The organism is Lichenibacterium dinghuense (genome assembly GCF_021730615.1).
Lineage (GTDB): Bacteria > Pseudomonadota > Alphaproteobacteria > Rhizobiales > Beijerinckiaceae > Lichenihabitans > Lichenihabitans dinghuensis.
Window position 1 is genome coordinate 4,384,558 of the sequence record NZ_JAJLMN010000001.1, and the last position, 24,422, is coordinate 4,408,979.

The window sequence follows — 24,422 nt, forward strand, 5'->3', positions numbered from 1 at the left end:
CTGGCCATGGCCTTGGACCTAAAACGCCTCAGGCGCGACCTCGATGCGCAGGCCCGCGAGGCGGCCGAAGGGGACTCGCGGGCGAAGCCCAGCGGAGCCATGGCGATCGTGCGGAAGCACCTTACAGACATCGAGCGGCTCAAGGCGGAGGGAGCCACTTGGGGCGCCCTCGCGGCGGCGCTCTCCCATCAAGGCGTGAGGACGCGCGACGGGCGCCCCCTTTCAGGTCGGAACCTCACCGGGCTGATCGACTCCATCCGGAGGCAAGACGAGAAACGGCGCAAGGCGGGCGCGCGACGGACCTCCCGGGCCGACCTAGCGTCCGCGCCACCATCCGGACAAACACCATCGTCGCTCGGACATCCCGCGTCACCGCCGCCGCGGCCGGCCGACACGCAGGCGGGCCTGCCGACACCACCCCATCCGGAGCACCGCACCGCCGAACAGATCCGGCGCGAGGGCCTGTCCGAACTCTACGACCTGCTGAAAGGGAAAAGCCTATGACGATGCGACGCGTTCTCCTGGTCGGCCAGGACAAGGGGGGCTCAGGCAAGAGCCTCGTGGTGAGGGCCCTCGCCGAATCCGTCGTCACGGCGCGGATCGTCGAACTCGAGGACGAAAAGCGCCTCGTCGAACTCGACGATCGGGTCGACTTCTTCCCGGTCAGGGCGGAACGAAGCGAGATCGACCGCACCTCGGGCGCGGCGGCCCGCAGCGAGTACGACGCCGTCATCGACCTGATGGCGCGCAGGCCCGCCGAGGGCACGACCATGCCCGAGCCGCTGATCGTTGACATCGGGGCCAACGCGTCGCGCTCGTTCCTGCCCGAGGTTGCATCGCGGGCGGCGCGCTACGGCCGGATCGGGGTGGAGTTCGCCATGCTGACCGTGATCACTGCCGAGCCGGGCGCTTCATCGAGCGCACCGGTCGTGCTTGACCTCGCCCGCCCCTTCGCCAAGCCGCTCTTCGCTATCGAGAACCAGATCGAGGGGCCGGTCGACGCCAAGATCCTGAAGTCGCTCGGCAAGGATGTGGTGCTGCGTCGCCTGGCGCGGCTCACCCTCGACCCCAAGGCCAATGAGCTGCTCCAGAAGGGTGGGCTGCGCTTCATCGCGGACCGGCTCGAGGAGGCGGAGGACAGCCTGTCCGAAAGGTTCGGCTTCGCGGCGGCCGGCCGGATAATCCAGGACCTGACCGCGTTCCGTGCGCAGGCCATGGCGGCGGTTGCGCCGATGGCCGAGTGGCTGGAGAAGGGCGCCTGATGGCCCAGCCCCCGAGACCACCGACGTCGGCGGAGCGACGCGCCCAGGCCAGCGCCATGGCCGGTGCCGCCGCACGGGATGCCGCGCGCACGACGGCCGAGGAGAGCCGCAGGCTGGCCGACCGCCTGCTCGGAAGCGGAGCCGATGCCCGCTTCGACGCCCTGGCGAACCAGACCCTACAGCTGACGCCCGCCGATCGCCGGCGCCTGCTGGGTAGCCTGACCGGTCACGAGCCCGCGCGCCGCATCATCCCGAGCGGCACGGCCAGCCGCTGGGCACTGATCCGCTCGCGTCTTCCCTATCGGGTCGGCGCCCTGGCTTTCACCGGGTCCGTCTTCCTGACGGCGATCGCCGGTCTGCTCGTGGCGCGCTCCCACACGCCGCTCGACTCGGTGGTGAGCAACTCTCCCCAGGACCTGTCCGTCGCCTTCACCCTGAGGGATGGCCAGGCCCCCTTCGACAGGCTTGAGGCAGGTCGCCCCTATGCGGTGGTCGGCCAGAGCGGCAGCGTACTGGTGCTGCGGCACTGGGTGGCCGGGGTCGGCTATGCCGAGGCGCACGTCCCTGAAAACTACGTCCACGTGAGGCCATGAGGACGAAGCGCATCGCCGACGATACACAGCCGAAAATACTCAATTCGCCTTGATCTTCGCCTTTTGGGAAGGCCACCAAGGGCCACAAGGGGCCACCGAAAGGACCACCAGAAGGCCACAAGAGGAGGGGTATCACACCACACGCACTGAAGGTGCTCCGGGCCACCGAAACGTCCCCAAAGGGTCTCAAACCGAGGATGCCGGCGTGATCTGGTCGAAATCAAGGCCTGTCCGGCTGTCATCGCCCCCGGAGATACCCTGTCGCCGGAATTCTATTCCATGTCGAATAGAAAGCGAAGTTCCTCAACCTATGGGAGGGAACATGAACCGTTGCGCGAATGGCAAGTTCGGGTGGAAAGCGGAACAGCTGCTGTTGAGGGAGCGGCTGGAATAAGCGGGCGCTCGTGAGCCAGTCAGTATGACGCTATCCATGGTCGTCTGACTTCAAACATTTCGGGAAGAAGCACTTCGGCATCGCCTCAGAGGCGAGGAGCATCTCCCGGAGCCGCTTCGAACTGCAGCGCCGCCGCCTGCGCGACAGCGAGCAGGCCCGCTCGATCCATCCGGGCCGAGACCGCGACGGTGAGGTCGCGCTCCGAGCGATAGAAGGTCGAGATCCCATCGCTCTCCGAGAAGCGCAAGTCCGTGCCCGCCACCATGCCGACCCGAGCGTAGACGGTCAGTCGTGTGCCACGATCATCGTCATACATCATCAGCGCCGCCGTCCCCCCCGCGCCGTCGGGCAGCACGCGGCCTCCCATGAGGCGGAACCCCTGCGGCCCAAGGTCAGGAGGCACGATACGATGGTCTAGCCGAGTGGACAGCCAAGTCGAGAGCTGCGCGTCCCCCGCCTCGGCCCGGACCTCGACCGGGTGACGAGTCTCGACCGTGAAGGTGCGGTAGGCCGCCACCGCGTCAGCGGTCAGCCGGCGGTCGGGATCGGGCGCTCCTCCGATGCCCCCGTGAGCCAGCCATCCCGCTCCGGCACCTAGCGCGACGAGTGCCAGCACGGCGGCGACACGACCCAGTGCCTGCATGCGGCCGCGTCGGATCTTGGCCTGGAGACGGTCGACGCGCAGCCGTGCCGGGATAGGCTCCTCGAACTTGGCCTGGAGGGCATCGCGCAGCGCAAGATCGTTCTCCGCCATGGCGTCTTGTCGCCGCGCCGCATCGGGACGGGTCGCCAGGTAGCGTTCCACCAGGGCGCGCCGCTCGGGCTGGAGACGGCCGTCGAGCGCCGCTTGGAGATCGTCCTCGCCGATCGGCCGGGGGTCGCTCATTTGACCCTCCGCAGAGCGGGCACCCGCTCGCCGTCGAGCAGCCGGCGCAGGTTCTCGCGCGCCCGGCTCAGCCGCGACATCACGGTGCCGAGCGGGATGCCGAGCACGGTGCCGGCGTTCTCGTAGGAAAGGCCCTCGACGCCGACGAGGAGCAGCACAGCGCGCTGTTCCTCGCTGAGGCTCCGAAGGCCGCTCACGATGTCGCGCCGCAGCAGCGCGCCATCCTGGTCGGGGAGCGTCGGGGCATCCTGGTCATTCAGCTCGTCCATGGCGCCGCGGCGGCGGTCGCGGCGCTTCCCGCCGATGTAGAGGTTGTGCAGGATCGTGAACATCCAGGCCCTCAGGTCGCCGTCCGGCCGGCGCAGGAACCAGCGGCCGAGCGCCCGCTCCAGCGTGTCCTGCACGAGGTCGTCGGCTGCCGCGGCATCGCGGGTCAACGCGTAAGCGTAGCGCCGCAGCGCCGGGATGTGAGGCTCGACCTCGGCCGCGGTCCTGCTCGACATCGCTCCCGCTCCCGGCCGCCGCCCGCGCCGCTACTGCTGCAGTTGGACGGGGGTACTCGGCTTGCCGCCCTCCACGGGCGCGATCACCATGTAGCGCTTCGCGGCCCCGCCGTCGCCCGTCACGATCTGTCGGATCGGCCCGATGGCGTTGACGATGGCGGCGCCAGCAGGGTTGGTCATGAAGCTGGCGAGCGGCTGTAGCGCGCCTGTGCCCTTCACGTCGTCGGCCAGGGCCAGCACATAGGGTTGCTTCGGCTTCAGCCCCGTCACGGCGGCCTGGAGCACCTGGACGAGGCCCTGGTCGAACAACGACACCTGAGTGTCCGACTTGGCGTCCGAACTTCCGAGCGTGAGATGGGCGGCATTGGCGGCGACACCGAGCGGCTGCAGGTTCTCGGTGCCGGGACCCTCGGGCACGGCGTCCGGCACGTAGGCCACCCCCTGCGGCGCTTGACCGATCGGGATCGTGGCTGTGACGGTGTTGGTCAGCGTGTCAATGGCTGCGACCGCATCGGCGTTCTCGAGGCCGACATAGATCCGCGTGCCGTCGCCCGACGGCCAGAGCCCGTGAGGCAGCGCTCCGGTCGGGATCTCGGCCACCTGGGCGAAGCTGGCGGTATCGAAGACCTTCACGACGTTGAGGCCGCCCACCGTCACGTAGGCGAACTGGCCGTGCGCGTTGCGCACGATGTTGACGTGGTTGGTGATGGGGCCGGTCTCGATGGTCTTCAGCACCGCGAAAGGGGGCTTGGCGTCGAACACCATGGTCCGGCCGACGTCCTTCAGGGTGAACCAGACCTGGCGACCGTCCGGCGTCGCCGCGACGTCGGGGCTGAACGGACTATCCTGCTTGACGTGGCCGACGATGGCATGATCGGCGGTCGACACCACGATGGTCTCGGGCGTGAAGCTCGACACCACATAGGCGTAGATGCCGTCGGGCGAGAAGATCACCATACCGGGGCCGTTCGGCACCGTAATGCGGCTCTTCTCGGCATATGTGGTGGCGTCCAGCACCGCGATGTAATTTTCGCCGCGCACGCTGACCCAGACTTCCCGGCCATCCGGCGTGAAGAAGGCCTCGTGCGGCGAGCGGCCCACGTAGGTGATGTGCTTCACCGCATTGGTGGCGGTGTCGATGAACGTGACCGAGTTCGAGCCGATCGACACCGACAGCAGGCCTTGTGATCGGGTGAGAAGCCCATGCCGTGGACGAGGAGCTGACCGCGGTAGAGGGGGCTCAGGTTGCCCGGAGTCTGGTCTCCGAGCCGGATCACGCCGAGCAGCTTGTTGTCCGCGGGGTCGATCACCGACACGGTGTTGGAGAACTGGTCCGATGTGTAGAAGCGGTCGCGATGGCTGACGGGGATGTTCGGCGACGCAGCGAGGCCGGGAACCTGTCCGGCTCGAGCCTGGGGGACGACGGCGGCGAGCGACGCGGCGGTGCCGAGCAGCAGGGCGGCGAGTGGAAATCTCATCTCAAGGACCTTTGGATGTCGGGTTCTGCGTGCCGCCCATCGACATGGTGGGCATGGAGGCATGCGTTTCGACGCCATCGGCGGGCGGCGCCGGTGGCAGGCTCGCCAGGGCGTCGCGCATCACGACGATTTCCTGACGCTGCTCGACGATGATGGCCTGGGCCAGCCGGCGAAGCCTCTCGTCGTGGCCGAAGCGGAGTTCGGCCCCGGCCATATCGATCGCACCTTGATGGTGGGGGATCATCATGGCGGCGAAGTCTCGGTCGGGATCCCCGCTGGGCGGCGCCATCATGGCGCGGTTCATCGTCGCCATGGCGGCATCCATCATCGCGGTGAAAGTGTCGGCGACCACGGTGGCGAGGGCCGGACGTGAAAGACCGAGGGCTCCCGCCGCGATGACGACGACCGTCGCAGCATGAAGATGAAGACGATTGGACATGATGGCAGGCCTCTGCGGATTCGGCGGGGAGGATCAGTACTTGCCGTTGGGATCGACCTGCCAGATCTCGTCGACGAGCTTGCCGTCCGTGTAGAGCATCACGTAACGCACCTTGACGGCGTTCTTGCCGGCGAAGACGACGTTGGCCGTCACCGTGGCGCCCTTGGGGTTCGCGGCCTCGCTCAAGTCCGACACCATCGCCTTCTGGTCGCCCTGGGCCGACGTGAATCTGGTCCAGACCGGCTTCTGCGCATCGACCGAGGCGTAGGTGCCGTCGAGTGGGCCGCCGATCCAGTGGAGGGTGGCACCCGGAGCGGTCAGGGCCGTGATGGCGGCGACGTCGCCCTTGGCGATGGCGGCGATGTGGGCCTGGGCCATGTCGGCGGCCGGGCCTGCCAGTGCGGGGGCGGACAGGACCGCGAGGGCGATGGGTACGATGGCGAGAGAAGCAGTCTTCATCACGTCGGCAGCTCCGTATCGAAGGGGTGACGGAGGGAGAGACGCCGCCGTGCTCGGCTTTATTCCGATGCCGCCCTCTGATTTTTTCGAGCGGAGCGCCAGAGACCGCTCTTTTTCGCTGCGTCGACGAAGTCGTCAGCCGTGGCGGTGGCGGGCCGACCGTCGTCACGGCAATGATGGCGAGCCCGCCAAAACGAGACCGCGCCGACCGGTCGTCCCCGTTTGTCGATCGCCCGAAGTGGAGGCGCATCGCCGTCCGGCAACATCCGCAGGAGATCGGCACAGCGGGCCGAGATCGGGATGGCGGGCGGCCCCGCCGCATCGGCCGCGTTTGAGCCGTCGTGGATGCGACAGGCGTGGAAAGCAGAGCCGTTCCATGGAACACGCTACCAGCATGGCACCGCCGACCACGATCAGCACGGGCACCATCAACATGCCGAGACGTTGAGGGAGCTCCAGCCTCGATACGAAGGCGGAAAACCTGCCCCCTGAAGGTCGCAGCGAGCACGGCCACGTCCGCCCACGACCTATAAGCCTTGGTGGCGGGATCACCGGCCACAGCGGACTCCGGCACCGGCCCGCCGGTCCCCTCAGCACCGCGCTGAAGCAGATCTTCATCAGTGCCAGCGGATCGTTGGAACGCTCGCCATCGCGCCAAGCGCCGAACTTGCCCGACAGGTAGCCGCCTGGCCGCCCGGCGAGGACCGGGAAGACCGAACCCACGCCGCCGCCGTCACGCCCGGGGCAGGACGCGCGAGGCGGCAGGCTCCTGGACACAGTCGCAACCAAGCTGCTCGCCTCAAGGCTCAACAGGCCGCGACGGCGGCTCGCTCGTCCGACGTGAGCGCGGACCGTCCCTGCCGTCGGACGGAAGGCGGTGGCGGCCCCGAGCCGCCGCGCCCTCCTCCTCCGCCCGATGTCCCGCGCCGATTCCCTCGCCCCCTCCCGATGTCGTCCGGCGCTTCAGCCGCCGGTCTTGGCCCGCGCCCTCGCCTTGGCGACGGCGTCCTTGAAACCATCGTAGTCGAGCGCCTGCGCGACCTTGAAGGGGCCGATCAGGAACACGGGCGTGCCCTCGAGCCCGAGCGCGTCGGCCTCCGCCAGATTGCGCTTGAGCAGCGCGTCGATGTCGGTCGCATGCGCCTTGGCGTCCGCCTCGAGCCGGTCCATGTCGACGCCCGACGCCGCGATGGCCGCCCGCATCTGCTCCTCCGGGATGCGCCGGCCCGGGATCGCCATCAGGGCGGCGTGCACGGCGTCGTACTTGCCCTGGTACTTGGAGGCGAGCGCCATCCTGGCGCCGTAGGTCGAGGCCGGGGTCAGGATGGGCCAGTCCTTGTAGACGAGGCGCACGCCGTGGTCCGTCGCGACCAGCTTGGCGAGGTCCGGCGCCGCATGTTTGCAGAAGGGGCAATTGTAGTCGAGGAAGGCCACGACCGTGACGTCGCCCTTCGGGTTGCCGGCCACGGGCGCGTCCGGGTCGTGCAGAACCTCGTTCACGTCGATCCCGTCGCTCCAGGCCGGCGTGGCCCGCAGCAGCGGCGCTGCTACGATGGCCAGGGCGCAGGCCGCCATCGCCCAGTTGAAACTGCGTCGGTGCATTGTGTGTGTCTCCTTCTCGCACGACGTTCAGGTGGAGGGCAGGCCGGCGCGGTCGAGCGCACGGTCGAAGTTGGCGCGGGTCGGCTCGCCGACGAGGCGGGTGCCGGGGATCTCGGCGCCGCCGCGCCCCGACAGGAACAGGATGGTGGGCGGCCCGACCACGTCGAAGCGGCTCATCAAAGCGCGGGCTCCGGCGTCGGACGCCGTCACGTCGGCGCGGATCACGAGCGCGCCCGCAGCGAGGCGCGCCCGCACGGCGGGGTCGGCCAGCACGTCGCGCTCGAAGGCCCGGCAGGCGGTGCACCACGCGGCCGAGAAGTCGACCATCACGGGCCGGTCCGCAGCCTCGGCCAGGCTCGCGTCGAGCGCCTCGGGCGAGCGAACTATTGCAGCGGCGGCGAGGGGCGCGGCCCCCGCGACGGCCTCGCCGCGAGCCAGGAAGCCGAGCGGCCGCAGTGGGTCCGAGGCGCCGCCGGCCGCCCCGACGAGCAGCGCAAGGCCGTAGGCGGTCGCGACGAGGCCCGCCGCCTTGCGCAGGCGGAGGCCGGTGGCGGCACTGGGCGCGAGCGCGTCGAGGCCGCCGACCGCGACGCCGGTCCCGACCGCGAGCACGCCCCAGAGCGCGAGGCTGGCGGGGTCCGGCAGCGCGCGCCCGGCGACGCCGACCGCCAGCGCCAGGAACACCACGCCGAAGGCCTGTCGTACCACCAGTAGCCAGGGCCCCGAGCGCGGCAGCAGCTTCGAGCCAAAGGTGCCGGCCACGACGAGCGGCAGGCCCATGCCGAGGCCGAGCGCGAACAGCGCGGAAGCGCCGCGCAGGGCGTCGCCGGTGCGCGCGACGTAGAGCAGCGCCGCGGCGAGCGGGGGCGTCACGCAGGGCCCGACCACCAGGGCGGACACGAAGCCGAGCGCGGCCGCGCCGGCGAGGGTGCCCCGCCGCGCGGGCGAGACGCCGGACAGGCGGGTCGCCAGCGCCGTCGGGAGCTGCAGCTCGAAGAGCCCGAACATGGACAGCGCCAGGACGGCGTAGAGCGCCGCGGTGGCGAGGAGCACGGCCGGGCGCTGCAGCGCCGCCTGCAGGCTCTCGCCCGACCACGCCGCCGCCACCCCGACGAGCGCATAGGCGGAGGCGGAGGCCAGCACGTAGCAGGACGAGAGCAGGAGGCCCCGTGACGCGGTGGGCCGCCCGCCGCCCGCCAGCACGCCGGCGAGGATCGGCACCATCGGGAACACGCAGGGCGTGAGGCTGAGCAGCAGCCCGAGGCCGAGGAAGGTCGGGAGGGTCGGCAGCAGGGCGCCCGACAGCGACGGCCCGGAGAAGGATGCGGGGGTGAGCGATGCGGGGGCGGGCACGGCTTCGCCGGGCCCCGGCGCCGCGACCGGAGCGGAGGAGACCGGCGCGTCGGCCAGGACGGGGGGCGCCGCGGCCTCGACCGCGAGCGTGACGGGGTCGACTCGGCTCGCCAACGGCGGGTAGCACAGCCCGCGGTCCGAGCAGCCCTGGTACGACACGATGATGTCGCCGGACGGCGGCAGGTCCTTCGCCGCCACGGTGGCGTGGGCCGCGCCGCGGTACACCTCGGTCGGGCCGAAAGTGGGATCGTCCTCGGAAAGGCCCGGCGGGTCGGCGACCGGCACGGGCCGCCCGTCCGCGGTCGCGGCGGCGATGCGATCGCGGTAGAGGTGGGCGTCGGGCGCGATGGTCCAGTCGAGCGCGAGACCGCCCTCCGTGGTCCTCGCCGCCGACAAGTGGAACACCTGCTCGGCCGTCGGCGGACGAGATGCCGCGTGGGCCGCGGTGGCTCCGAGGCTGAAGAGGCAGGCGAAGAAGATGCGGCGGAGCGCCATGGCGGGTCCCGAACGGCGACGATGGGACCACCTTGGGGTCCGAGCTTAAGCCAGCCTTAAGCTCGGGGGCGCCCCACGGGTGGCGGAGGAGATGATGCGCGTTCTGCTCGTGGAAGACGACGACCTCCTGGCCGACGGCATCGCGGCCGGGCTGGCGCTCACCGGGGCAACGGTCGACGCCGTCCGAGGCATCGCCGACGGGCGGCATGCGCTCGGCTGCGGCACCTACGACGCGGTGGCGCTGGACCTCATGCTGCTCGACGGCTCCGGCCTCGACCTCCTGCGCGACCTACGCGCGTCGGGCGACCGCACCCCCGTGCTGCTGCTGACCGCGCTCGACGAGGTGGCGGACCGGGTGCGCGGCCTCGACGCGGGCGCGGACGACTACCTCGGCAAGCCCTTTGACCTCGACGAGCTGGCGGCGCGCCTGCGGGCGCTGGCGCGCCGCAAGGAGGGACGGGCCGCGGCGAAGATCGCGTGGCGCGACCTCGTGCTCGACCCCGCCACGCTCGGCGCCACGGTGTCGGGGCGGCCGGTGGCGCTGTCGCGCCGCGAGTTCATCGTGCTCCAGGCCCTGGTCGAGCGGCCGGGCGTCATCCATTCGCGCGCCGAGCTGGAGGAGCGGCTCTACGGCTGGCAGGAGGGCGTCGAAAGCAACGCCGTCGAGGTTTACGTCCACAACCTGCGGACCAAGGTCGGCCGCGAAGCGATCGAGACGGTGCGCGGCCTCGGCTACCGGGCGAGGGTCGCGCCGTGAGGTCCCTGCGCCTGCGCCTCTTCGCGATCCTGGCGCTGGCGACGGGCGCCCTGTGGGTGAGCGCCGTCGTGTGGATCGACCTCGGCACCCGCCGCGAGCTGGAGCACGTGCTCGACGCGCGGCTGCAGGAGGCGGCGCGCATGGTCGACTCACTCGTCGCCCCCGCCGACGGCACCCGCCCCGCGGTGGCGGCCGCCGCCCCGCTGCTCGGGGGCTCGTCGGCGCGCGAAAGCTACACGCACCAGCTGTCCTGCCAGATCTGGTCGCTCGACGGCCGCCTGATGGCGAGCTCCGACAGCGCGCCCGCGGAGGCGCTCGGCCACGAGGGTGGCTTCTCGGAGCGGACGATCGACGGCGAGCGCTGGCGCGTCTTCACCGTCGAGGATGCCGCCAAGGGCGTGCGCGTGGTGGTGGGCGACCGGCTCGGCCTGCGCGAACGGCTGGTGCGCGACCTGATCAAGGGCCTGCTCGCGCCCGCGGCGCTGATCGTTCCGCTGCTGGCGGCGCTGATCTGGGCGAGCCTCGGCAGCGGCCTGCGGCCACTGCGCGCGATGGCGCGGGAGGTCGAGGAGCGCGGGGAGGGCGACATGCGCCCGATCGATCCCGGCCACGCGCCGCGCGAGATCCGCCCGCTCGCCGCCGCACTCAATGCGCTGCTGCACCGGCTGGAAGCGGCGCGGGAACATGAGCGCGCCGTCACCGCCATGGCGGCGCACGAGCTGCGCACCCCGTTGGCGGGGCTGAAGACGCAGGCGCAGGTGGCCCTGGGTACGTCGGACGCGGCCGCGCGCGCGCGGGCCCTGCGCCAGATCCTGGCCGGGGTCGACCGGGCGACGCGGCTAATCCGGCAGCTCCTCGCCGCCTCGCGGCTCGACGCCATGGTGGACGGGGGCCGGCGCGACCTCGTCGGCCTCGGCGACGTGCTGGGCGACGTGGTCGATCCTGCCGCCGACGCCGCCCGGGGCGTGGAGACGCGCGTCGACCCGGGACTCCGCGCCCTGTCGTGCCACGCCGACCGCGACAGCCTTGCACTCGCGCTGCGCAACCTGCACGAGAACGCGGTGCAGCACATGCCGGCGGGCGGCGCCGTGCGCTGGTCCGGGCGGCGGGACGGCTGCCGCGTGCTGCTCGCGGTGGAGGACGAGGGTCCCGGCATCCCGGAGGACGAGCTGGCCCGCGTGCGCGACCGCTTCTTCCGTGGGCGCCATCGCAGTCCGACCGGGACAGGCCTCGGGCTCGCCATCGTCGATCTCGCGCTTGGGCGCTGCGGGGGCCGCCTCAGCCTCGCCAATCGCCCGGAGGGGAACGGCCTCCGGGCGGAGGTCGACCTGCCGGCGTAAAGGCCGGCGCGGCCTCAGCCCCAGTTCGCGTTCGGGAAGGCGTCGAGCGGAATCTTGAGGTAGCGCCGCCCGTCGGCCTCGGGCTCGGGCAGGCGCCCGCCCGCCACGTTGACCTGCAGAGCATGCAGGATGAGCTTGGGCATCGGCAGGGTGCGGTCTCGCGCCGACCGCAGTTCTGCGTAGGCGTCTTCGTCCATCCCCGGCGCGAGGTGCTTGTTGGACCGCTTTTGCTCGCCCACCGTGCTTTCCCAAGCCGGCTCACGCCCGCCAGGCTGGTAATCGTGGCCGCTGAAAAGCCGCGTGCCGTCCGGCATGGCGACGATCTTTTGGATCGAGCGCCACAACTGCCGCGGGTCACCGCCGGGGAAGTCGGCACGCGCGGTACCGGAGTCGGGCATGAACAAGGTGTCGTGGATGAAGGCGGCGTCGCCGACCACGTAGGTGATCGAGGCCAGCGTGTGGCCGGGCGACAGGATCACGCGACACGGTAGTTTCCCGACCTCGAACCGGTCTCCGTCCTCGAACAACCGGTCCCATTGCGACCCGTCACAGCGGAGGGAGTCGGGGAGATTGTAGATGCCGCGCCACATGCGCTGCATCTCGACGGCCCGGGCGCCGATGGCGGTGCGGGCGCCGGTGCGACCTTTGAGGTAGTGCGCCGCCGACAGGTGGTCGGCGTGGGGATGGGTGTCGAGCACCCACTCCACCTCGAGGCCGCGCTCGCGCACGGCGTCGAGCATGGCGTCGGCGCTCGCCGTCGAGGTCGATCCGGACTTCTCGTCGTAGTCCAGGATGGGGTCGATCAGCGCGCAGCGGCCCGTCGCCGGGTCGGCCGCGATGTACTGGATGCTGAAGGTGCGGGGGTCGTAGAAGCCCGTCACCTCGGGGCCGCCCGCGCGGGCGGGTGATACGGCGCTCAACATGGCAGCCTCACGCCGCCTTGGCGAACGACCGCTCGCGGTGCTTGATGTCGAACTCGCTGCCGCGCAGCATCCAGCTCCAGTAGAGGTGGGGCAGGAAGCGCGTCTTGAAATGCCACATGCTTGAGCGCGGTACCCGCGGGTCGAGCGGGAAGCTCGGCGTGACCTTGCCGCCGTAGGTGAACTCGGCCATTACCACTTCGCCGTAGGCAGTGGTGAGAGGACAAGAACCGTAGCCGTCGTAGCTCGCGGTCAGCGGCTTGCCGTCGAGCGCCGCCACGACGTTTCGCACCACCACGGGCGCCTGCAGGCGCACGGCCGCCGCGGTCTTGGCGTTGGTGGTGCCGGCGGCATCCCCGAGGCCGAAGACGTTGGCGTAGCGGACGTGCTGGAGCGTGGACGGATCCACCTCCACCCATCCGGCAGCGTTGGCCAGCGGGCTGCGCTTGACGAAGTCGGGGGCGCTCTGCGGGGGCACGACGTGCAGCATGTCGAAGGGCATGACCTCCTCCCGGCTCGATCCGTCGGAGCCCGTTACCGCGAAGGTGGCCTTGCGGGCGGGCCCGTCTACAGCCCTGAGGTCGTGCTTGAAGGATACGTCGATACCGTAGCGGTCCACGGCGGCCTGAAGCGGGGGCACGAAGAAGGGCACACCGAACAGCACGTCGCCGGCGAGGCAGAAGCGGACCTTGGTCGCGGCGAGCAGGCCCTTCTTCCGCAGACGGTCGGCGGTCAAGTACATGATCTTTTGCGGGGCGCCTGCGCACTTGATCGGCATGGGCGGCTGGGTGAACAGGGCAGTGCCGCCCTTCAGCCCCTTGATGCACTTCCACGTATAGGCCGCCGCATCAATGCGGTAGTTGCTGCACACGCCGTTGCGGCCGAGCGTCTCCTCGAGCCCCTGGATTTTGCCCCAGTCGAGCTGCAGGCCGGGGCAGACGACGAGTTGGTCGTAGCCGACGCGGCTACCGTCCGCGAGTTCGACCGCGTCCGCGTCCGGGTGGAACCGCGTCACGGCGTGCCGGATCCAGGTCACGCCGGACGGGATCAGGGTCTCCTCCCGCCGCTGGGTCTGCTCGGCCGTGAACACGCCGGCGCCCACCAGCGTCCATCCCGGCTGGTAGGAGTGCGTCTCAGACGGGTCGACGATAGCGACGCTGGCCTGCGGCCGGTGGCGCTGCAGTTCGGCCGCCACGGTGATACCGGCGGCGCCGCCACCGACGATGACGACGGTGAAGCGGCGCTCGGCCGCCGGGCGGCTGGACGGCGTGATGCCGGCGGACTCGGGTCTGAAGGGCGCGTTCATGGCAGGCCTCAAGCAGGTGCGGCGAGAGCCCAACGGGTCGGCCACAATGATTGCGAGATCTACGTTATGCGCCTATTGCAAACATGCAAGTGGTTTCGTAACCTCGATCCATGCAGCCACTAACCACCTCGACCGAAGCACTTGGCCCCGCCCTTCGGGGGCCACCCCTCCTCTACGATCCCGCGCCGGAGTTCCGCGCCCGCACCACGATGGGCGAGCGTTCGCTCGCCGACTATCGCGGCCGCTGGCTCCTGTTCTTCTCGCACCCGGGCGACTTCACCCCCGTCTGCACGAGCGAGTTCATCGCGCTGGCCCGCGCCGCGCCGCGCTTCCGCGCCATGGACTGCGACCTCCTGGCCCTGTCGGTCGACAGCCTGCTGTCGCACCTCGCCTGGCTGCGCTCTATCCGCGAGGACTTCGGCGTCGAGGTCGGCTTCCCCATCGTCGAGGACCCCTCGATGGCCATAGCCCGCGCCTACGGCATGATCCACGCCCGCGCGGCGAATGCGGCCGCGGTGCGCGCCGTCTTCGTCATCGACCCGGACGGCGTCGTGCGGGCCATCACCTGGTATCCGCTCACCACCGGCCGCTGCGTCGAGGAGCTGCTGCGCCTCGTCGAGGCCCTGCAGGTCTCCGACCGGCATGGGGTCAACACGCCCGAAGGCTGGCGTCCTGGGGATGAGGTGATCCTGCCGCCGACCCTCACCTTCGGCGGGGAGGCGATGCCGGACGACCGGGACGGCGGCTGGTACTACCGCACCGGCCCGCTACCCGGGCCGCAGGGCGGTAAGCCGTGATGGCGTCGGTGGAGTTCGACACGGCGGCCGAGCGGCTGCGCGCCCTCGCTAACCCGGCGCGGCTGCGCATCGCCCTGCGCCTGCTCGACGGCGAATGCGCGGTCGGGGCGATCGAGGTGGAACTCGGCCTGCGCCAGCCGGCGCTCTCCCAGCAGCTCGCGGTGCTGCGCGAGGCGGGCCTGATCGCCGCGCGGCGCGACGCCAGGGCGGTGATCTACGCCCTGTCCGAACCTGACGGGGCCGCGCTGGTGCGCGGCCTCGCGGCGGGGCTGGGCCTGGCCGGGCCGCCGGCACATGAGCCGACAGTCCCGGCCTGCCGGCCCGCGACCGCCTTGATGGGCGCGGCCTTCGCCAGCGTCGGGAGGCCGGCATGACGGAGGCCGACGCCCTGCGGGGCCTCGCCGGGGGCGCCCTGATCGGCGCCTCAGCGGCCCTGCTCCTCGTCGCGGACGGCCGCATCGCTGGCATCAGCGGCATCGCGGCGCGCCTGCTCGGCCGCCCGGACCACGACACGCCCTGGCGCGGCGCCTTCCTGATCGGCCTCGTCCTCGGCCCCGTGCTCTACGCCGCCGCGTCGGGCGGTTGGCCGGCGGTGCAGATCGCAGCGCCCTGGCCCGTGCTCGTCGCCGCGGGGCTGCTGGTCGGCTTCGGCACGCGGCTCGGCTCAGGCTGCACCAGCGGCCACGGCGTGTGCGGCCTAGCCCGGCTGTCGGTCCGCTCGGCCGCCGCGGTCGCGACCTTCATGGCTATGGCGGTCCTCACCGTTTTCGCCACGCGCCATCTGGGTTTGCTGCCGTGAGGGCCCGCATCGCCGTCGCCCTCCTGGCCGGCCTGCTGTTCGGGGCGGGGCTGGCCCTGTCGGGCATGATCGATCCGCGCCGCGTGCTCGGCTTCCTCGACGTCGCCGGGGCGTGGGATCCGACGCTCGCCTTCGTGCTGGCGGGCGCCGTCGGTGTGTCGGCACTGGGTTACCGCGTGGCGCGGCGCATGGGCCACCCGCTCTGCGCGCCGCGCTTTGACCTGCCCACCCGCACCGACGTCGATGCGCGGCTCCTTGTCGGGGCGGCGCTGTTCGGGGTGGGCTGGGGCCTGTCCGGCTTCTGCCCGGGCCCCGCGCTCGCGGCCCTGCCGCTGCTGCTGCCAAAGGGCGCGCTGTTCGTCGCCGCCATGCTGGCCGGCATGGCGCTCCACCGCGCGCTCCCCGCGAAATCCTGAGAGGACCGCCATGGACCCGCTGCACCTGTCCCTCGCCGTGTTGTGCGGCGGCCTCGTCGGCCTCACGCTGGGGCTGATCGGCGGCGGCGGCTCCATCATGGCGACGCCGCTGCTCCTCTACGTCGTGGGCCTGCCGCCGCACGTCGCCATCGGCACGGGAGCGCTGTCGGTATCGGCCAACGCCCTCTTCAACTTCGCCGGCCACGCCCGCTGCGGCCATGTCCGCTGGCGCAGCGCCCTGATCTTCGCGACCGTGGGTGTGCTCGGCGCCTTCGTCGGCTCGACGCTGGGCAAGCACTTCGACGGACAGCGTCTGCTGTTCCTGTTCGCCATCCTGATGGTGGTGGTCGGGCTGCTCATGCTCCGGGCCAAGCCGGCGGCCGCCGAGGCCGATCGGACATGCACGCTGGGCGAGGAACTGCCGCGGGTGTCGGGCGCCGCGCTGGCGGTCGGCGGCCTCTCGGGATTCTTCGGCATCGGCGGAGGCTTCCTGATCGTGCCGGGCCTGCTGATGTCGACCCGCATGCCGATGATCTTCGCGGTGGGATCGTCGCTGCTCGCGGTGGCGACTTTTGGCCTCGCCACGGCGCTGAACTACGCTGCCTCGGGGCTGGTCGACTGGCCGGTCGCCGGGCTCTATATCGTCGGCGGCGTGCTCGGCGGCCTCGCCGGCATGCGTATGGCCTCCGCGCTGGCGCCGCACCACACCGCCTTCACGCGTCTCTTCTCCGGCGTGATCTTCGTGGTGGCGGCCTACATGCTGTGGCGCACGGTCGGCAGCATGGCCACCTGAGAGCCGATCCAGAACGAGGCGGTTCGCGACATCGCCGTCGCGGCCACGCGGGCCTCGTCCGGGCTCATCGCGTCGATCCCTATCGTCCGCAGTAGCGGTACGTCACCTTCGCGCATTCGTTCACCCAGTCGACGACCGTCGGGCTCCTCACGTCGAGCACGACGTCGGCCGTGTCGGCCTGTGCTCCGGGGTAGCGGCAGGTTAGGTGGGCTCTGTGGCTCCCGTCCGGCCCGGGTGTGAGGGCGATCCTGCAGTCGTCGTCTTTCGACCGCGTCCGGTCCGGCCCGAAGAAGCGTGTGCCGGGCGAGGACGGGTCGGCGCAGCCGTCGCTGGACCAGCGCCCCGTCATCCAGGGCGACGGCGGGGAAGCCCAGGCCTGTGGACCCAGCGCCAGGACCGTGCCCAGGGACACGACCACCACCTTCACGCGCGCTACACCGCCCATCCTCGTCCTCCGCGCATCGGTGGCGCGCCGATCCTGTCGATCGAGCGCCAGCCTCGCGCGATCACGAGAGCCCGTGTCCGTAAACGAAGTGTTGATGGTTGGGCGTCGTCAATGCAACACGCCGAGCCAACGCGGGACGCGCCGTTCATAGGCGACCCAATCCTCCCCGAAGCGCGCCGCCATGTGTCGCTCTTCGGGCACGATGGCCAGATCCGCCACGGCCCGCGCGGCGAGGGCGGCGCCCACAGGCAGCCAGGGGTTGGACGACAAGAGGCCCGCCCCAGCCAGCGCCAGGGTGTTGCCAAGGTAGATGGGATTGCGCGTCAGCGCGAACGGCCCCGACGTCACCAGCGCCGTGGCGGAGCGGTGGGGCAGAATGTTGGCCCGGTGCCGGCGCATGGTCGCCATGGCGGCGACGTCGAACGCCAGCCCCGCCGCGAGCGCGGCCGCGCCGAGCATGCGAACGCCCAAGGGCAGGCGCCGCCTCAGAGGCAGCGCGCGCCCGAGGCCGACCGCGGCAACGGCTGTCGCGCCGAAGACGAGCGGCGGCCAGGGCACGGTCGATGGGGCTGTGGCCCCGTCGTCGATTGTCTTCACTTCGGCGCCGTCCAGCCCCAGCGTTCGAAGATCGCCTGGCCGCTCGGGGAGGCCAGGAACTCCGCGAAGGCCTTGGCCTCGGGCTTTTTCTCGCCGGCGGTCGTCAGCGCCACGCCGGTGTCGCGGTAGATGCGGTACTCCGGCTCGACCGGCACGGCGTCGGCGATGGTGGGGTTGGCCACCTGCCAGATGTCCCAGATGATCCAGGCGTCGATGCTGGGATCGTCCGTCCAGGCCTTCTTGGCCTCGGCGCTGTTCTTGGCGAACGCGACGATGTTGGCCCGCAGCGCCTTGACGTCGGAGATCCTGCCGGTGCGGCCCGCCATGTCCTCCCACAGCCCGCCCTGGCCCGACCCGTTCACCACAAGCACGCGATGTCCGGGCTTGAGCAGGTCGGCCAAGCCCGCAATGTGCTTCGGGTTGCCGGGCCGGACCAGGATGGACGACGGGCGCAGATACAGCGGCGCGACCGTCGCCGGGTCGAGCACGCCGGGTAGCGCGTTGGCGAAGTCTGTCATCATGGTCTCGGCGCCGCTGTAGACCACGTCGCCGTCCGCCTTGGCCCTGTCGATCCAGGCTGGAGTCGGCCCGCCGACTACGTCGACCGTGACGCCGGCCTGCTTGCTGAAGGCCGCAGCGGCCTCCTTGACGGCGGGCAAGGGGCCGCCGGGCCCGTAGACGTGTAGGGTCTCGGAGGCCGCCGCGGCGCCGCTCCAGCAGAGAACGACCAGCGCCGCAGCCGTGCCGGCCCGACGCAACGTGCACATCTTGGTCTCTCTCATCGCGACATCCCCAGTTCCTCGTGATGGCCGCGAGACAGTCGCGGACGTCGTCCTGTGTTCGTGGGCCCAGCGCGCAGCGTTACGAGCGATATCGTTCGTCTTTCGCGATCAGTATCGCGTCTGCACCCACCCTTCATCGAGGCATCTCCGAGCGTCGGTTGCGATCGGCAGGTCGGGCGAAGAAATCAGGGCGAACGATCGGCTCGACCGATCGGAACGACCTTCGATTTATATTGGTCTTAGGCCTGAAAGGCCACCATCTCTTTGGCATGGGCATCGGACGATGCCGCTCCCAAATCTGGAGATGCGACCATGACACATCTGAGAAGCGCCATCCTGATAGCTTTCGCCCTGGCATGCGCCGCTGCTTCGGGGACGGGCGGTGCGGAGGCCCGACCCGCGCGTCCGCCAGCGAATATGGCTGCGCCGGAGCGGCTCGTCATCCCGCCCGACGACTACCGCGGGCCCGATGGCGCCTATGGGTCGCCGGCCGACATGGTCCGTTCGATCGAGGGAACGCCCTGTGGGCAAGCCTGCCAAGTCAGGTCGTTCCAGCGCTGGAACCCGCCGGGCGGCCGTGACTGAGACGGGCTGGGCCACACGTCGCGGCGGCGTCGCGTCCCCGCACGCCGGGCGCGCTTCGACTACCGATCGACTTTCATGGCTGCGAGATAGGCGACGATCTCGTCGGCGTCCTGATCCGACACGGGCGCCTTGAATACCTTGACCATCTTGGTGACCTCGTTTCGCCATTCCGCCTGCGATAGGGCGGGCTGGTTGAGCACCATGCCGGCGGAATGGCAGGCGAGGCAGTTGCTCTCGATCGCGTCTGCATGGGGACCCGGCGGAAAGCCGCGGTCGCTCGAAGGAAGCGTGATGACGGCGCTCTTCAGCGTCACGCCGCCGCCCGACACGGTGGCGTCGGCCGCGTCTCCGGCCGAAGCGGATCCGGCGCCGAGCAGCAGGGCTGCCGCTGCGGCCAGGGGGCCGGCGGCGCGCCGTCGGGGCGCAGTCGAGGGGCGTCGGAATGGCATGGCGGTCTCCTGTCGGGACGCAAGGGTCAGGCCACGGGAAGGTCGAGCGTCTCGACCACGTTGCGCATGAATCCGTTCGGGTTCCAGTTCGGCGACGAGGGCTGTGAGCGGCCGTCCGTGTCGGTGCAGCGCACCGCCAGCCTGAGCGAGCCGGACGCCGGCGCGGACGGCTCGGCGGTCCAGCGCCGGAACGAATAGGTGCCCTCGTCGGGCCCGAGCTTGGCCGCCGCCCAGGTCGTCCCGCCGTCGGTCGACAGTTCCACCTTGCCGACGCCCCTGTCGCCGCCCATCGCGATGCCGCGCAGGGGCAGCGTGGCACCCGCGAGCGCGCGGTCGCCCGGCGCCACGCTGGTGAACCAGCTCCGCGGCACCATCCGGTTGATCGGCACCGTGGCATAACCGGTCTCGCCGGGCTTGACGCTGGCGTGCGGCGTGTCGGGGATGCGGTAGGCGTTCTTGGTCCAGAAGCTCTCGTCTGGCTTGTCCAGCACCTCGATGTCAGACAGCATCTTGACCCAATAGGTCGAGTACCAGCCCGGCACCACGAGGCGCAGCGGGAAGCCGTTCAGCACGGGGAGCTGGTCGCCGTTCATCTGGAAGGCGATCATCACCTCCCCGTCGCGCGCGTGGTCGATCGCGAGGCTCTTCATGAACCGCGGCGCCTCGTCGACAACCGGCGTCTCGAGACCATGCATGCGGACCGCGACGGCCCCCGCTTTGACGCCGGCGCGGTCGAGCACGTCCTTCAACGTGACGCCGACCCACTTGGCGTTGCCCATGGCGCCGTTCAGCCACTGCGCGCCGGCGATGCGCGGCTCGAACAGCCCGCGCGAGTTTCCGGAGCACTGGTTGACCGCGGCGAGCTCGACGTGGCGCATCCCGAGCAGGCTCCCGAGCGTCATGGCTTCGGGACGCTCCACGTGGCCATGGATGTTCAGGCGGAAGCTCGCGACGTCGACGATCTGCGGGATCACCGCCCAATGCCACCGGACGAAGAACTGGTCGTTCGGGGTGAAGACGCTCTCGTTGAAGGCGGATAGCGGCGTCTCGAGCAGCGGGGGGCGCGTGCGCTGCAGGATCATCGCCCTCTTGCCCGGAAAGGCATCGGTGATGGCCCGGTCGCGCGGGTCGCTCGGCAGGGGCAACGCGATCTCGGCGGCCCGCGCCTTCGCGACGCCGATCGCCGCTGCAGCGAGGCCCGCTTGGCCGAGCAGCGCCCGTCTCGTCGTGGAGCGGCCCGCGTTGAATGGCATGTCGTCCCCGTCCTCTGAAAGCTGCATCACCTTGCCGTTTGGGCGCGGCACGGTCCAATCGCCTTCCGCGAATGGTGGATGGGTCGCAGCCGCGCGTAGGCCTCGGCCAGGACGAGGAAAAACGCGGTGTGGGCCAGCGCGAAGGCCGCGATGCCGAGGCCGCCGAGGTGATGCGAGCCGGCGAGTCCTTCGCCGGTCGCCGGCAGGACCAGGGCGGCGTTGACGAGCCAGACCGCCAGCGCGGTCGCCAGCGCCTTGGACCACGGCGGCCCGGGCAGATGCGGCTCGGCGGCGGCGTAGCCCAGCGCCATGGCGAGGCCCACGGCGGCGTGGAAGCCGATCTGGAAGGCGGACGTGGGCGTCGGCAGGGCACCCACCCTGGCCGTCGCCAGCGCCGCGTCGGCGGAGCCTTTGAGAAGCCGCAGGAGCCCGCCGTGGGCGGTCGGCACGCCCAGGGCGTCGAAGCCCCACAGCATCGCCGTGTTGACGGCGTCGGCGGCGACGCCCGCCGCCAGGGCAGCGCCGGCCGTTCGGAGGGGCACCCTCAAGGGACGTACTCCGCGAGGCCGCGGAGCGCGTCGATCGGCCGGCCATAGATCGCGTGCCGCTCCGGGAAGCCGCGCAGCGCCACCGTGTCCACGAGGTCGAGCGGGAGGTCGAGCCCGTTCACGAAGGCGTCGGTCGCCAGCAGCGGCAGGGCGTAGGACTTGCACAGGCGCTCGACCCGGCTGAGCAGATTGAGGTCGCGCCCGATGGCGGTGAAGTCGAGGCGGTCGCCGCCACCGACGTTGCCATAGGCGACATCGCCGACGTGGAGGGCGACGCCGACCTCGAAGAGCCGTCCGGCTTCGTCGCGCAGGTCCGACAGGGCGGCGAGGCCGTCCTCGGCCGCCGCGAAGGCCGCGCGACGCGCCTCGGCCTCGCCTCGGCCGGCGTCGAAGACCGCCAGCACGCCGTCGCCGGTGTATTTCAGCACCTCTCCGCCCCGCGCCTCGATCGCGGGCACGAGGGCGCCGAACATGCGGTTGAGGCTCGCCACGACCGCGTGGGCCCCGACGCGGTCCGACAGCTCGCCGAAGCCGCGCAGGTCCGTCAGCATCATGGCGGCCCGCATGGGGCGGACGTCGCCGCGGCGCACCGTGCCGGCCAGGATGCGGCGCGCCGGATCATGGCCCACGTAGGATTCGAGCACGTCGCTCAGCATGCGGTCGAGGCCCTTCAGCTCGAAGACGAGCGAGAATGGGTCGGCGAGCGCGACGAGCGCCGCGACTGCCTCAGGCGAGAACCCGCCCGCGGCGTCCGTCGCCCAGGAGGCCGCGCCGGTCCGTCCTCCGGAGGCCCTGAGGGGCACGATGAGGTAGTGGGTGAGGCCCTCGGCCCTGAGCTCCTCCAGCATGGGGAAGGGCAGCGGCGCAGGGCCGTCGAGCCTGCACAGGAACGGCTCGCCGGTGGCCACGACGTGCTCGACGGGGTTGCCGTGGAACACGGCCGTCCCTTCGACGCCGTGACGTCGCCGCAGTTCGACCGTCGGCCGGCCGCGGTGCCAGACGCGCATCACCCACCGGTAGGACGGATGCAGCGTCGGCGCGTGGGTGGTGGCCCGGATCAGCGGGAGGCCGAGGTCGATCAGACGTGCGCTAAAATCCTCGAGCAGCGCTCGCGCGTCGGGAACGTCGCGTCCCGCGCCGCTGAGCCACGACGCTGCCTCCCCGCCGAAGCCGGGTCGGAGCTCACACACATCGATCATCGGTCAAACCGCCGCTCAGCCATCACATCATCCGGTCTAGGTCGTCCATGCTCGGACTGCCCACATGCTTGACGCCGTTGACGAAGAATACGGGGGTCGAGTCCACCGCGAAGGCGGACGCTGCCCGATCGCGCTCGGCATTGATCGAAGAATAGAGCGCCTGATCTTTCAGGCAGCCCTGGAAGGCGTCGTGCGCGATGCCGGCCTGCTTGGCCGTCTCCTCCAGCGCTGTGGCGGGCTTGTCCGTGAAAGCCCAGTCGTTCTGCTTGGCGAAGAGGAGGTCGAGGACCGCGTCCCGCTTCTCGGCCCCCGCACATCGCCCGAGCATGAAGGCCGCGGTTGACAGTGGGTCGAGCGGAAACTCGCGCAAAACGAAGCGGGCACGGCCGGTGTCGATGTACTTGGCCTTCAACGCTGGCCAGACGTCGGCATGGAAGGCCGCGCAATGGGTGCACGTCATGGATGCGTATTCAATGATCGTGATCGGGGCATCGTCTTTGCCGAGCCAAATATCGGGTAACGGCTGGCTCGACATCAGTTGACTCACATCGATGGGCCTCTCCGCCGCGTCGGTCGCCGGCGGCATCCCGACGCTGGCAATCAGAACGAGAGGGAGGAGGAGCGGTCGGACCGCGTGAGACAGGGTAGATCCGGATCTCGCCTCAGCGATCGGAAGGCGCCCCGCTCGCTCGATACGAGCTTTGGGTGCGACAGACCCTCCGAGACCAAACAGCTTCATGCTTTCATAAACTCCAGCTCAGTGCGTTTTGAAGATCGCGACATCCGGCTTGGGTGTCGCTCCGCCCGCGCCCTTTTCTGTCGCGGCTCAGGCGAGGCCGAGGATGCGGATCAGGCCGAGGCTCAGCGCGCCGAGGGCGGCAAGGGACAGCGTCACGGCGCCGGTGACGCGCAGGCCGGCCCGGGCCACCACCCGGACGTCGACGCCGAGGCCGAGCGCCGCCATGGACAGGATGGTGAGCACGTTGGCGACGGTGGCCGTGGGGGCGAGGGCGGCGGCGGGCACGAGGCCGGCCGAGCGCAGGGTCGCGAAGGTCAGGAAGGCCAGAATGAAGGGCGGCACCATGCGGTGGACCGGGACATGGCCGGGCTTCGGGCGGTCGCCGGCCGTCACGTTCGGGGCGGGCTCGTCGGGCTCGTCGCGCAGGCGGCTCGCCAGCATGGACAAAGCCAGCACCACCGGCCCGAGCATCAGCACCCGCACCAGCTTCACCAGCGTGCCGATCTGCACCGCGGCGGGGCCGACCGGCGCGGCGGCGGCCAGCACCTGCGGCACGGCGTAGACGGTGAGGCCGGCCAGCGCGCCGAAGCGGAGCTGGCTGAGGCCCAGAGCGGCGCCGAAGAACGGCAGGCCGAGGACGACGAGCACTCCGAGCACGGCCGTGAAGGCGATGGAGGCCGCGACGTCGTCGCCGTCGGCGCCGATGGTGGGCGCCACCGCCGCGATGGCGGAGTTGCCGCAGATGGAATTGCCGCAGGCGACCAGCACGGCCATGCGCTTCGGCAGGCCGAGCAGGCGGCAGATGCCGAAGCTCGTCGGGATGGCCAGCACCACCACGCCGGCGATGCCGAACAAGAGGCCAGGGCCGACCTCGGCCAGGGTGCGGAAGGAGATGGAGACGCCGAGCAGCGCGACCGCGATCTCCAGCATCTGCTTGGCGCCGAAGGTGATGCCGGAGCGGAACCGTGCGCCGGGCGTCCAGGCAGTGCGGACGGCGGTGCCGGCCAGGATGGCGAGCACGAGGGCTTCGAGCCAGGCGCGGCCGAACAGGTGGGCCTCGCCGGCCTCGAGCCCGTAGGCCGCGGCCGTGACGCCGGCGCAAAGGGCCAAGCCCGGCAGCACGCGGAGGGCGCCGCGGCCGACGCCGGCGAGCGGCAGGGGGCGGGCTCCGATCTGCTGCGGGATGAGGGGCTGGTCCGACATGGCGTCCTCGCTGTCTCGATGACGGCACTG

Annotated in this window: 26 protein-coding genes and 2 pseudogenes; 10 read left to right on the forward strand and 18 right to left on the reverse strand. The window is 70.9% G+C overall.

Translation table 11 applies throughout. The features are described 5' to 3' along the window. Positions 1 to 6: 6 nt before the first annotated feature. The 3 genes from L7N97_RS20870 to L7N97_RS20880 are packed head-to-tail and all read left to right on the forward strand — an operon-like array spanning position 7 to position 1,855. Positions 7 to 504, forward strand: coding sequence for a hypothetical protein (locus L7N97_RS20870; protein ID WP_237480189.1), 498 nt, complete (start codon positions 7 to 9; stop codon positions 502 to 504). Next, positions 501 to 1,262: a hypothetical protein gene (locus L7N97_RS20875; RefSeq protein WP_237480190.1), complete on the forward strand. Its 762-nt coding sequence runs from the start codon at positions 501 to 503 to the stop codon at positions 1,260 to 1,262. Before L7N97_RS20870 ends, L7N97_RS20875 begins: the two co-directional genes overlap by 4 nt. Then, the gene (locus L7N97_RS20880) at positions 1,262 to 1,855 is read left to right on the forward strand and encodes a hypothetical protein (protein WP_237480191.1); all 594 of its coding nucleotides are present in this window, start codon (positions 1,262 to 1,264) and stop codon (positions 1,853 to 1,855) included. Before L7N97_RS20875 ends, L7N97_RS20880 begins: the two co-directional genes overlap by 1 nt. 479 nt (positions 1,856 to 2,334) lie before the next feature. On the opposite strand, the gene L7N97_RS20885 is transcribed toward L7N97_RS20880, so the two are convergent. From L7N97_RS20885 to dsbD, 7 genes and pseudogenes are all read right to left on the reverse strand, one after another. Beyond that, entirely contained in the window at positions 2,335 to 3,135 is an 801-nt protein-coding gene (locus L7N97_RS20885) for an anti-sigma factor family protein (RefSeq protein ID WP_237480192.1), read from the reverse strand. Further along, positions 3,132 to 3,638, reverse strand: coding sequence for a sigma-70 family RNA polymerase sigma factor (locus L7N97_RS20890; protein WP_237480193.1), 507 nt, complete (start codon positions 3,636 to 3,638; stop codon positions 3,132 to 3,134). The genes L7N97_RS20885 and L7N97_RS20890 overlap by 4 nt, the downstream gene beginning before the upstream one ends. A 30-nt stretch (positions 3,639 to 3,668) precedes the next feature. Beyond that, positions 3,669 to 5,116, reverse strand: a pseudogene (locus L7N97_RS20895) (YncE family protein). A 1-nt stretch (position 5,117) separates the two neighbouring features. Beyond that, positions 5,118 to 5,555, reverse strand: a complete 438-nt coding sequence (locus L7N97_RS20900) for a DUF305 domain-containing protein (RefSeq protein WP_237480194.1) — start codon at positions 5,553 to 5,555, stop codon at positions 5,118 to 5,120. A 33-nt stretch (positions 5,556 to 5,588) separates the two neighbouring features. Then, entirely contained in the window at positions 5,589 to 6,014 is a 426-nt protein-coding gene (locus tag L7N97_RS20905; RefSeq protein WP_237480195.1) for a nuclear transport factor 2 family protein, read from the reverse strand. Positions 6,015 to 6,977: 963 nt separating this feature from the next. Then, positions 6,978 to 7,616, reverse strand: a complete 639-nt coding sequence (locus L7N97_RS20910) for a DsbA family protein (protein WP_428981013.1) — start codon at positions 7,614 to 7,616, stop codon at positions 6,978 to 6,980. Between the two features lie 27 nt (positions 7,617 to 7,643). Continuing rightward, positions 7,644 to 9,464 (reverse strand): protein-disulfide reductase DsbD, encoded by a 1,821-nt coding sequence (gene dsbD, locus L7N97_RS20915; protein WP_237480196.1) that lies wholly within the window; start codon positions 9,462 to 9,464, stop codon positions 7,644 to 7,646. A 94-nt stretch (positions 9,465 to 9,558) separates the two neighbouring features. On the opposite strand from dsbD, the gene L7N97_RS20920 reads away from it, so the two are divergent. Together L7N97_RS20920 and L7N97_RS20925 are read left to right on the forward strand one after the other, a co-directional pair. Further along, a complete protein-coding gene (locus tag L7N97_RS20920) occupies positions 9,559 to 10,221 on the forward strand; it encodes a response regulator (RefSeq protein ID WP_237480197.1) in 663 nt (220 codons plus the stop codon). Further along, complete coding sequence (locus L7N97_RS20925) at positions 10,218 to 11,561, forward strand: ATP-binding protein (protein ID WP_237480198.1); 1,344 nt, start codon at positions 10,218 to 10,220, stop codon at positions 11,559 to 11,561. The genes L7N97_RS20920 and L7N97_RS20925 overlap by 4 nt, the downstream gene beginning before the upstream one ends. Before the next feature lie 14 nt (positions 11,562 to 11,575). On the opposite strand, the pseudogene L7N97_RS20930 reads toward L7N97_RS20925, so the two are convergent. Next, positions 11,576 to 12,514, reverse strand: a pseudogene (locus L7N97_RS20930) (MBL fold metallo-hydrolase); the annotation flags it as partial. Continuing rightward, positions 12,492 to 13,787 carry an NAD(P)/FAD-dependent oxidoreductase gene (locus tag L7N97_RS20935; RefSeq protein ID WP_237480199.1) on the reverse strand — a complete coding sequence of 432 codons (1,296 nt, stop codon included), beginning with the start codon at positions 13,785 to 13,787 and terminating at the stop codon, positions 12,492 to 12,494. The pseudogene L7N97_RS20930 and the gene L7N97_RS20935, both read right to left, overlap by 23 nt. A gap of 110 nt (positions 13,788 to 13,897) precedes the next feature. Here L7N97_RS20935 and L7N97_RS20940 point away from each other — a divergent pair, with 110 nt between their 5' ends. From L7N97_RS20940 to L7N97_RS20960, 5 genes are read left to right on the forward strand one after another with little or no spacing between them, the layout of a single operon-like run. Beyond that, positions 13,898 to 14,584: a peroxiredoxin gene (locus L7N97_RS20940; RefSeq protein ID WP_237480200.1), complete on the forward strand. Its 687-nt coding sequence runs from the start codon at positions 13,898 to 13,900 to the stop codon at positions 14,582 to 14,584. Next, a complete protein-coding gene (locus L7N97_RS30080) occupies positions 14,584 to 14,958 on the forward strand; it encodes an ArsR/SmtB family transcription factor (protein WP_305069262.1) in 375 nt (124 codons plus the stop codon). Before L7N97_RS20940 ends, L7N97_RS30080 begins: the two co-directional genes overlap by 1 nt. Continuing rightward, positions 14,955 to 15,383 carry a YeeE/YedE family protein gene (locus tag L7N97_RS20950; protein WP_237480201.1) on the forward strand — a complete coding sequence of 143 codons (429 nt, stop codon included), beginning with the start codon at positions 14,955 to 14,957 and terminating at the stop codon, positions 15,381 to 15,383. Before L7N97_RS30080 ends, L7N97_RS20950 begins: the two co-directional genes overlap by 4 nt. Continuing rightward, positions 15,380 to 15,799, forward strand: coding sequence for a DUF6691 family protein (locus tag L7N97_RS20955; protein WP_237480202.1), 420 nt, complete (start codon positions 15,380 to 15,382; stop codon positions 15,797 to 15,799). Before L7N97_RS20950 ends, L7N97_RS20955 begins: the two co-directional genes overlap by 4 nt. Before the next feature lie 19 nt (positions 15,800 to 15,818). Beyond that, a complete protein-coding gene (locus L7N97_RS20960) occupies positions 15,819 to 16,592 on the forward strand; it encodes a sulfite exporter TauE/SafE family protein (protein WP_237482338.1) in 774 nt (257 codons plus the stop codon). 79 nt (positions 16,593 to 16,671) lie between these two features. Here L7N97_RS20960 and L7N97_RS20965 read toward each other — a convergent pair whose 3' ends face one another. The 9 genes from L7N97_RS20965 to L7N97_RS21005 form a co-directional block, all read right to left on the reverse strand. After that, positions 16,672 to 17,037 carry a hypothetical protein gene (locus L7N97_RS20965; protein ID WP_237480203.1) on the reverse strand — a complete coding sequence of 122 codons (366 nt, stop codon included), beginning with the start codon at positions 17,035 to 17,037 and terminating at the stop codon, positions 16,672 to 16,674. Between the two features lie 108 nt (positions 17,038 to 17,145). Then, positions 17,146 to 17,634, reverse strand: coding sequence for a methyltransferase family protein (locus L7N97_RS20970; protein ID WP_237480204.1), 489 nt, complete (start codon positions 17,632 to 17,634; stop codon positions 17,146 to 17,148). Then, positions 17,631 to 18,416 (reverse strand): extracellular solute-binding protein, encoded by a 786-nt coding sequence (locus tag L7N97_RS20975; RefSeq protein WP_237480205.1) that lies wholly within the window; start codon positions 18,414 to 18,416, stop codon positions 17,631 to 17,633. The genes L7N97_RS20970 and L7N97_RS20975 overlap by 4 nt, the downstream gene beginning before the upstream one ends. A gap of 644 nt (positions 18,417 to 19,060) precedes the next feature. Continuing rightward, positions 19,061 to 19,450 (reverse strand): c-type cytochrome, encoded by a 390-nt coding sequence (locus L7N97_RS20980; protein ID WP_237480206.1) that lies wholly within the window; start codon positions 19,448 to 19,450, stop codon positions 19,061 to 19,063. Positions 19,451 to 19,476: 26 nt separating this feature from the next. Further along, complete coding sequence (locus tag L7N97_RS20985; RefSeq protein WP_237480207.1) at positions 19,477 to 20,703, reverse strand: molybdopterin-dependent oxidoreductase; 1,227 nt, start codon at positions 20,701 to 20,703, stop codon at positions 19,477 to 19,479. A 26-nt stretch (positions 20,704 to 20,729) separates the two neighbouring features. Continuing rightward, positions 20,730 to 21,251 (reverse strand): hypothetical protein, encoded by a 522-nt coding sequence (locus L7N97_RS20990; RefSeq protein WP_237480208.1) that lies wholly within the window; start codon positions 21,249 to 21,251, stop codon positions 20,730 to 20,732. Beyond that, positions 21,248 to 22,450, reverse strand: coding sequence for an adenylate/guanylate cyclase domain-containing protein (locus L7N97_RS20995; protein WP_237480209.1), 1,203 nt, complete (start codon positions 22,448 to 22,450; stop codon positions 21,248 to 21,250). Before L7N97_RS20995 ends, L7N97_RS20990 begins: the two co-directional genes overlap by 4 nt. Positions 22,451 to 22,472: 22 nt before the next feature. Then, positions 22,473 to 22,985 carry a thioredoxin domain-containing protein gene (locus L7N97_RS21000; protein WP_237480210.1) on the reverse strand — a complete coding sequence of 171 codons (513 nt, stop codon included), beginning with the start codon at positions 22,983 to 22,985 and terminating at the stop codon, positions 22,473 to 22,475. Between the two features lie 291 nt (positions 22,986 to 23,276). Continuing rightward, a complete protein-coding gene (locus L7N97_RS21005; protein ID WP_237480211.1) occupies positions 23,277 to 24,392 on the reverse strand; it encodes a YeiH family protein in 1,116 nt (371 codons plus the stop codon). Between the last annotated feature and the right edge of the window lie 30 nt (positions 24,393 to 24,422).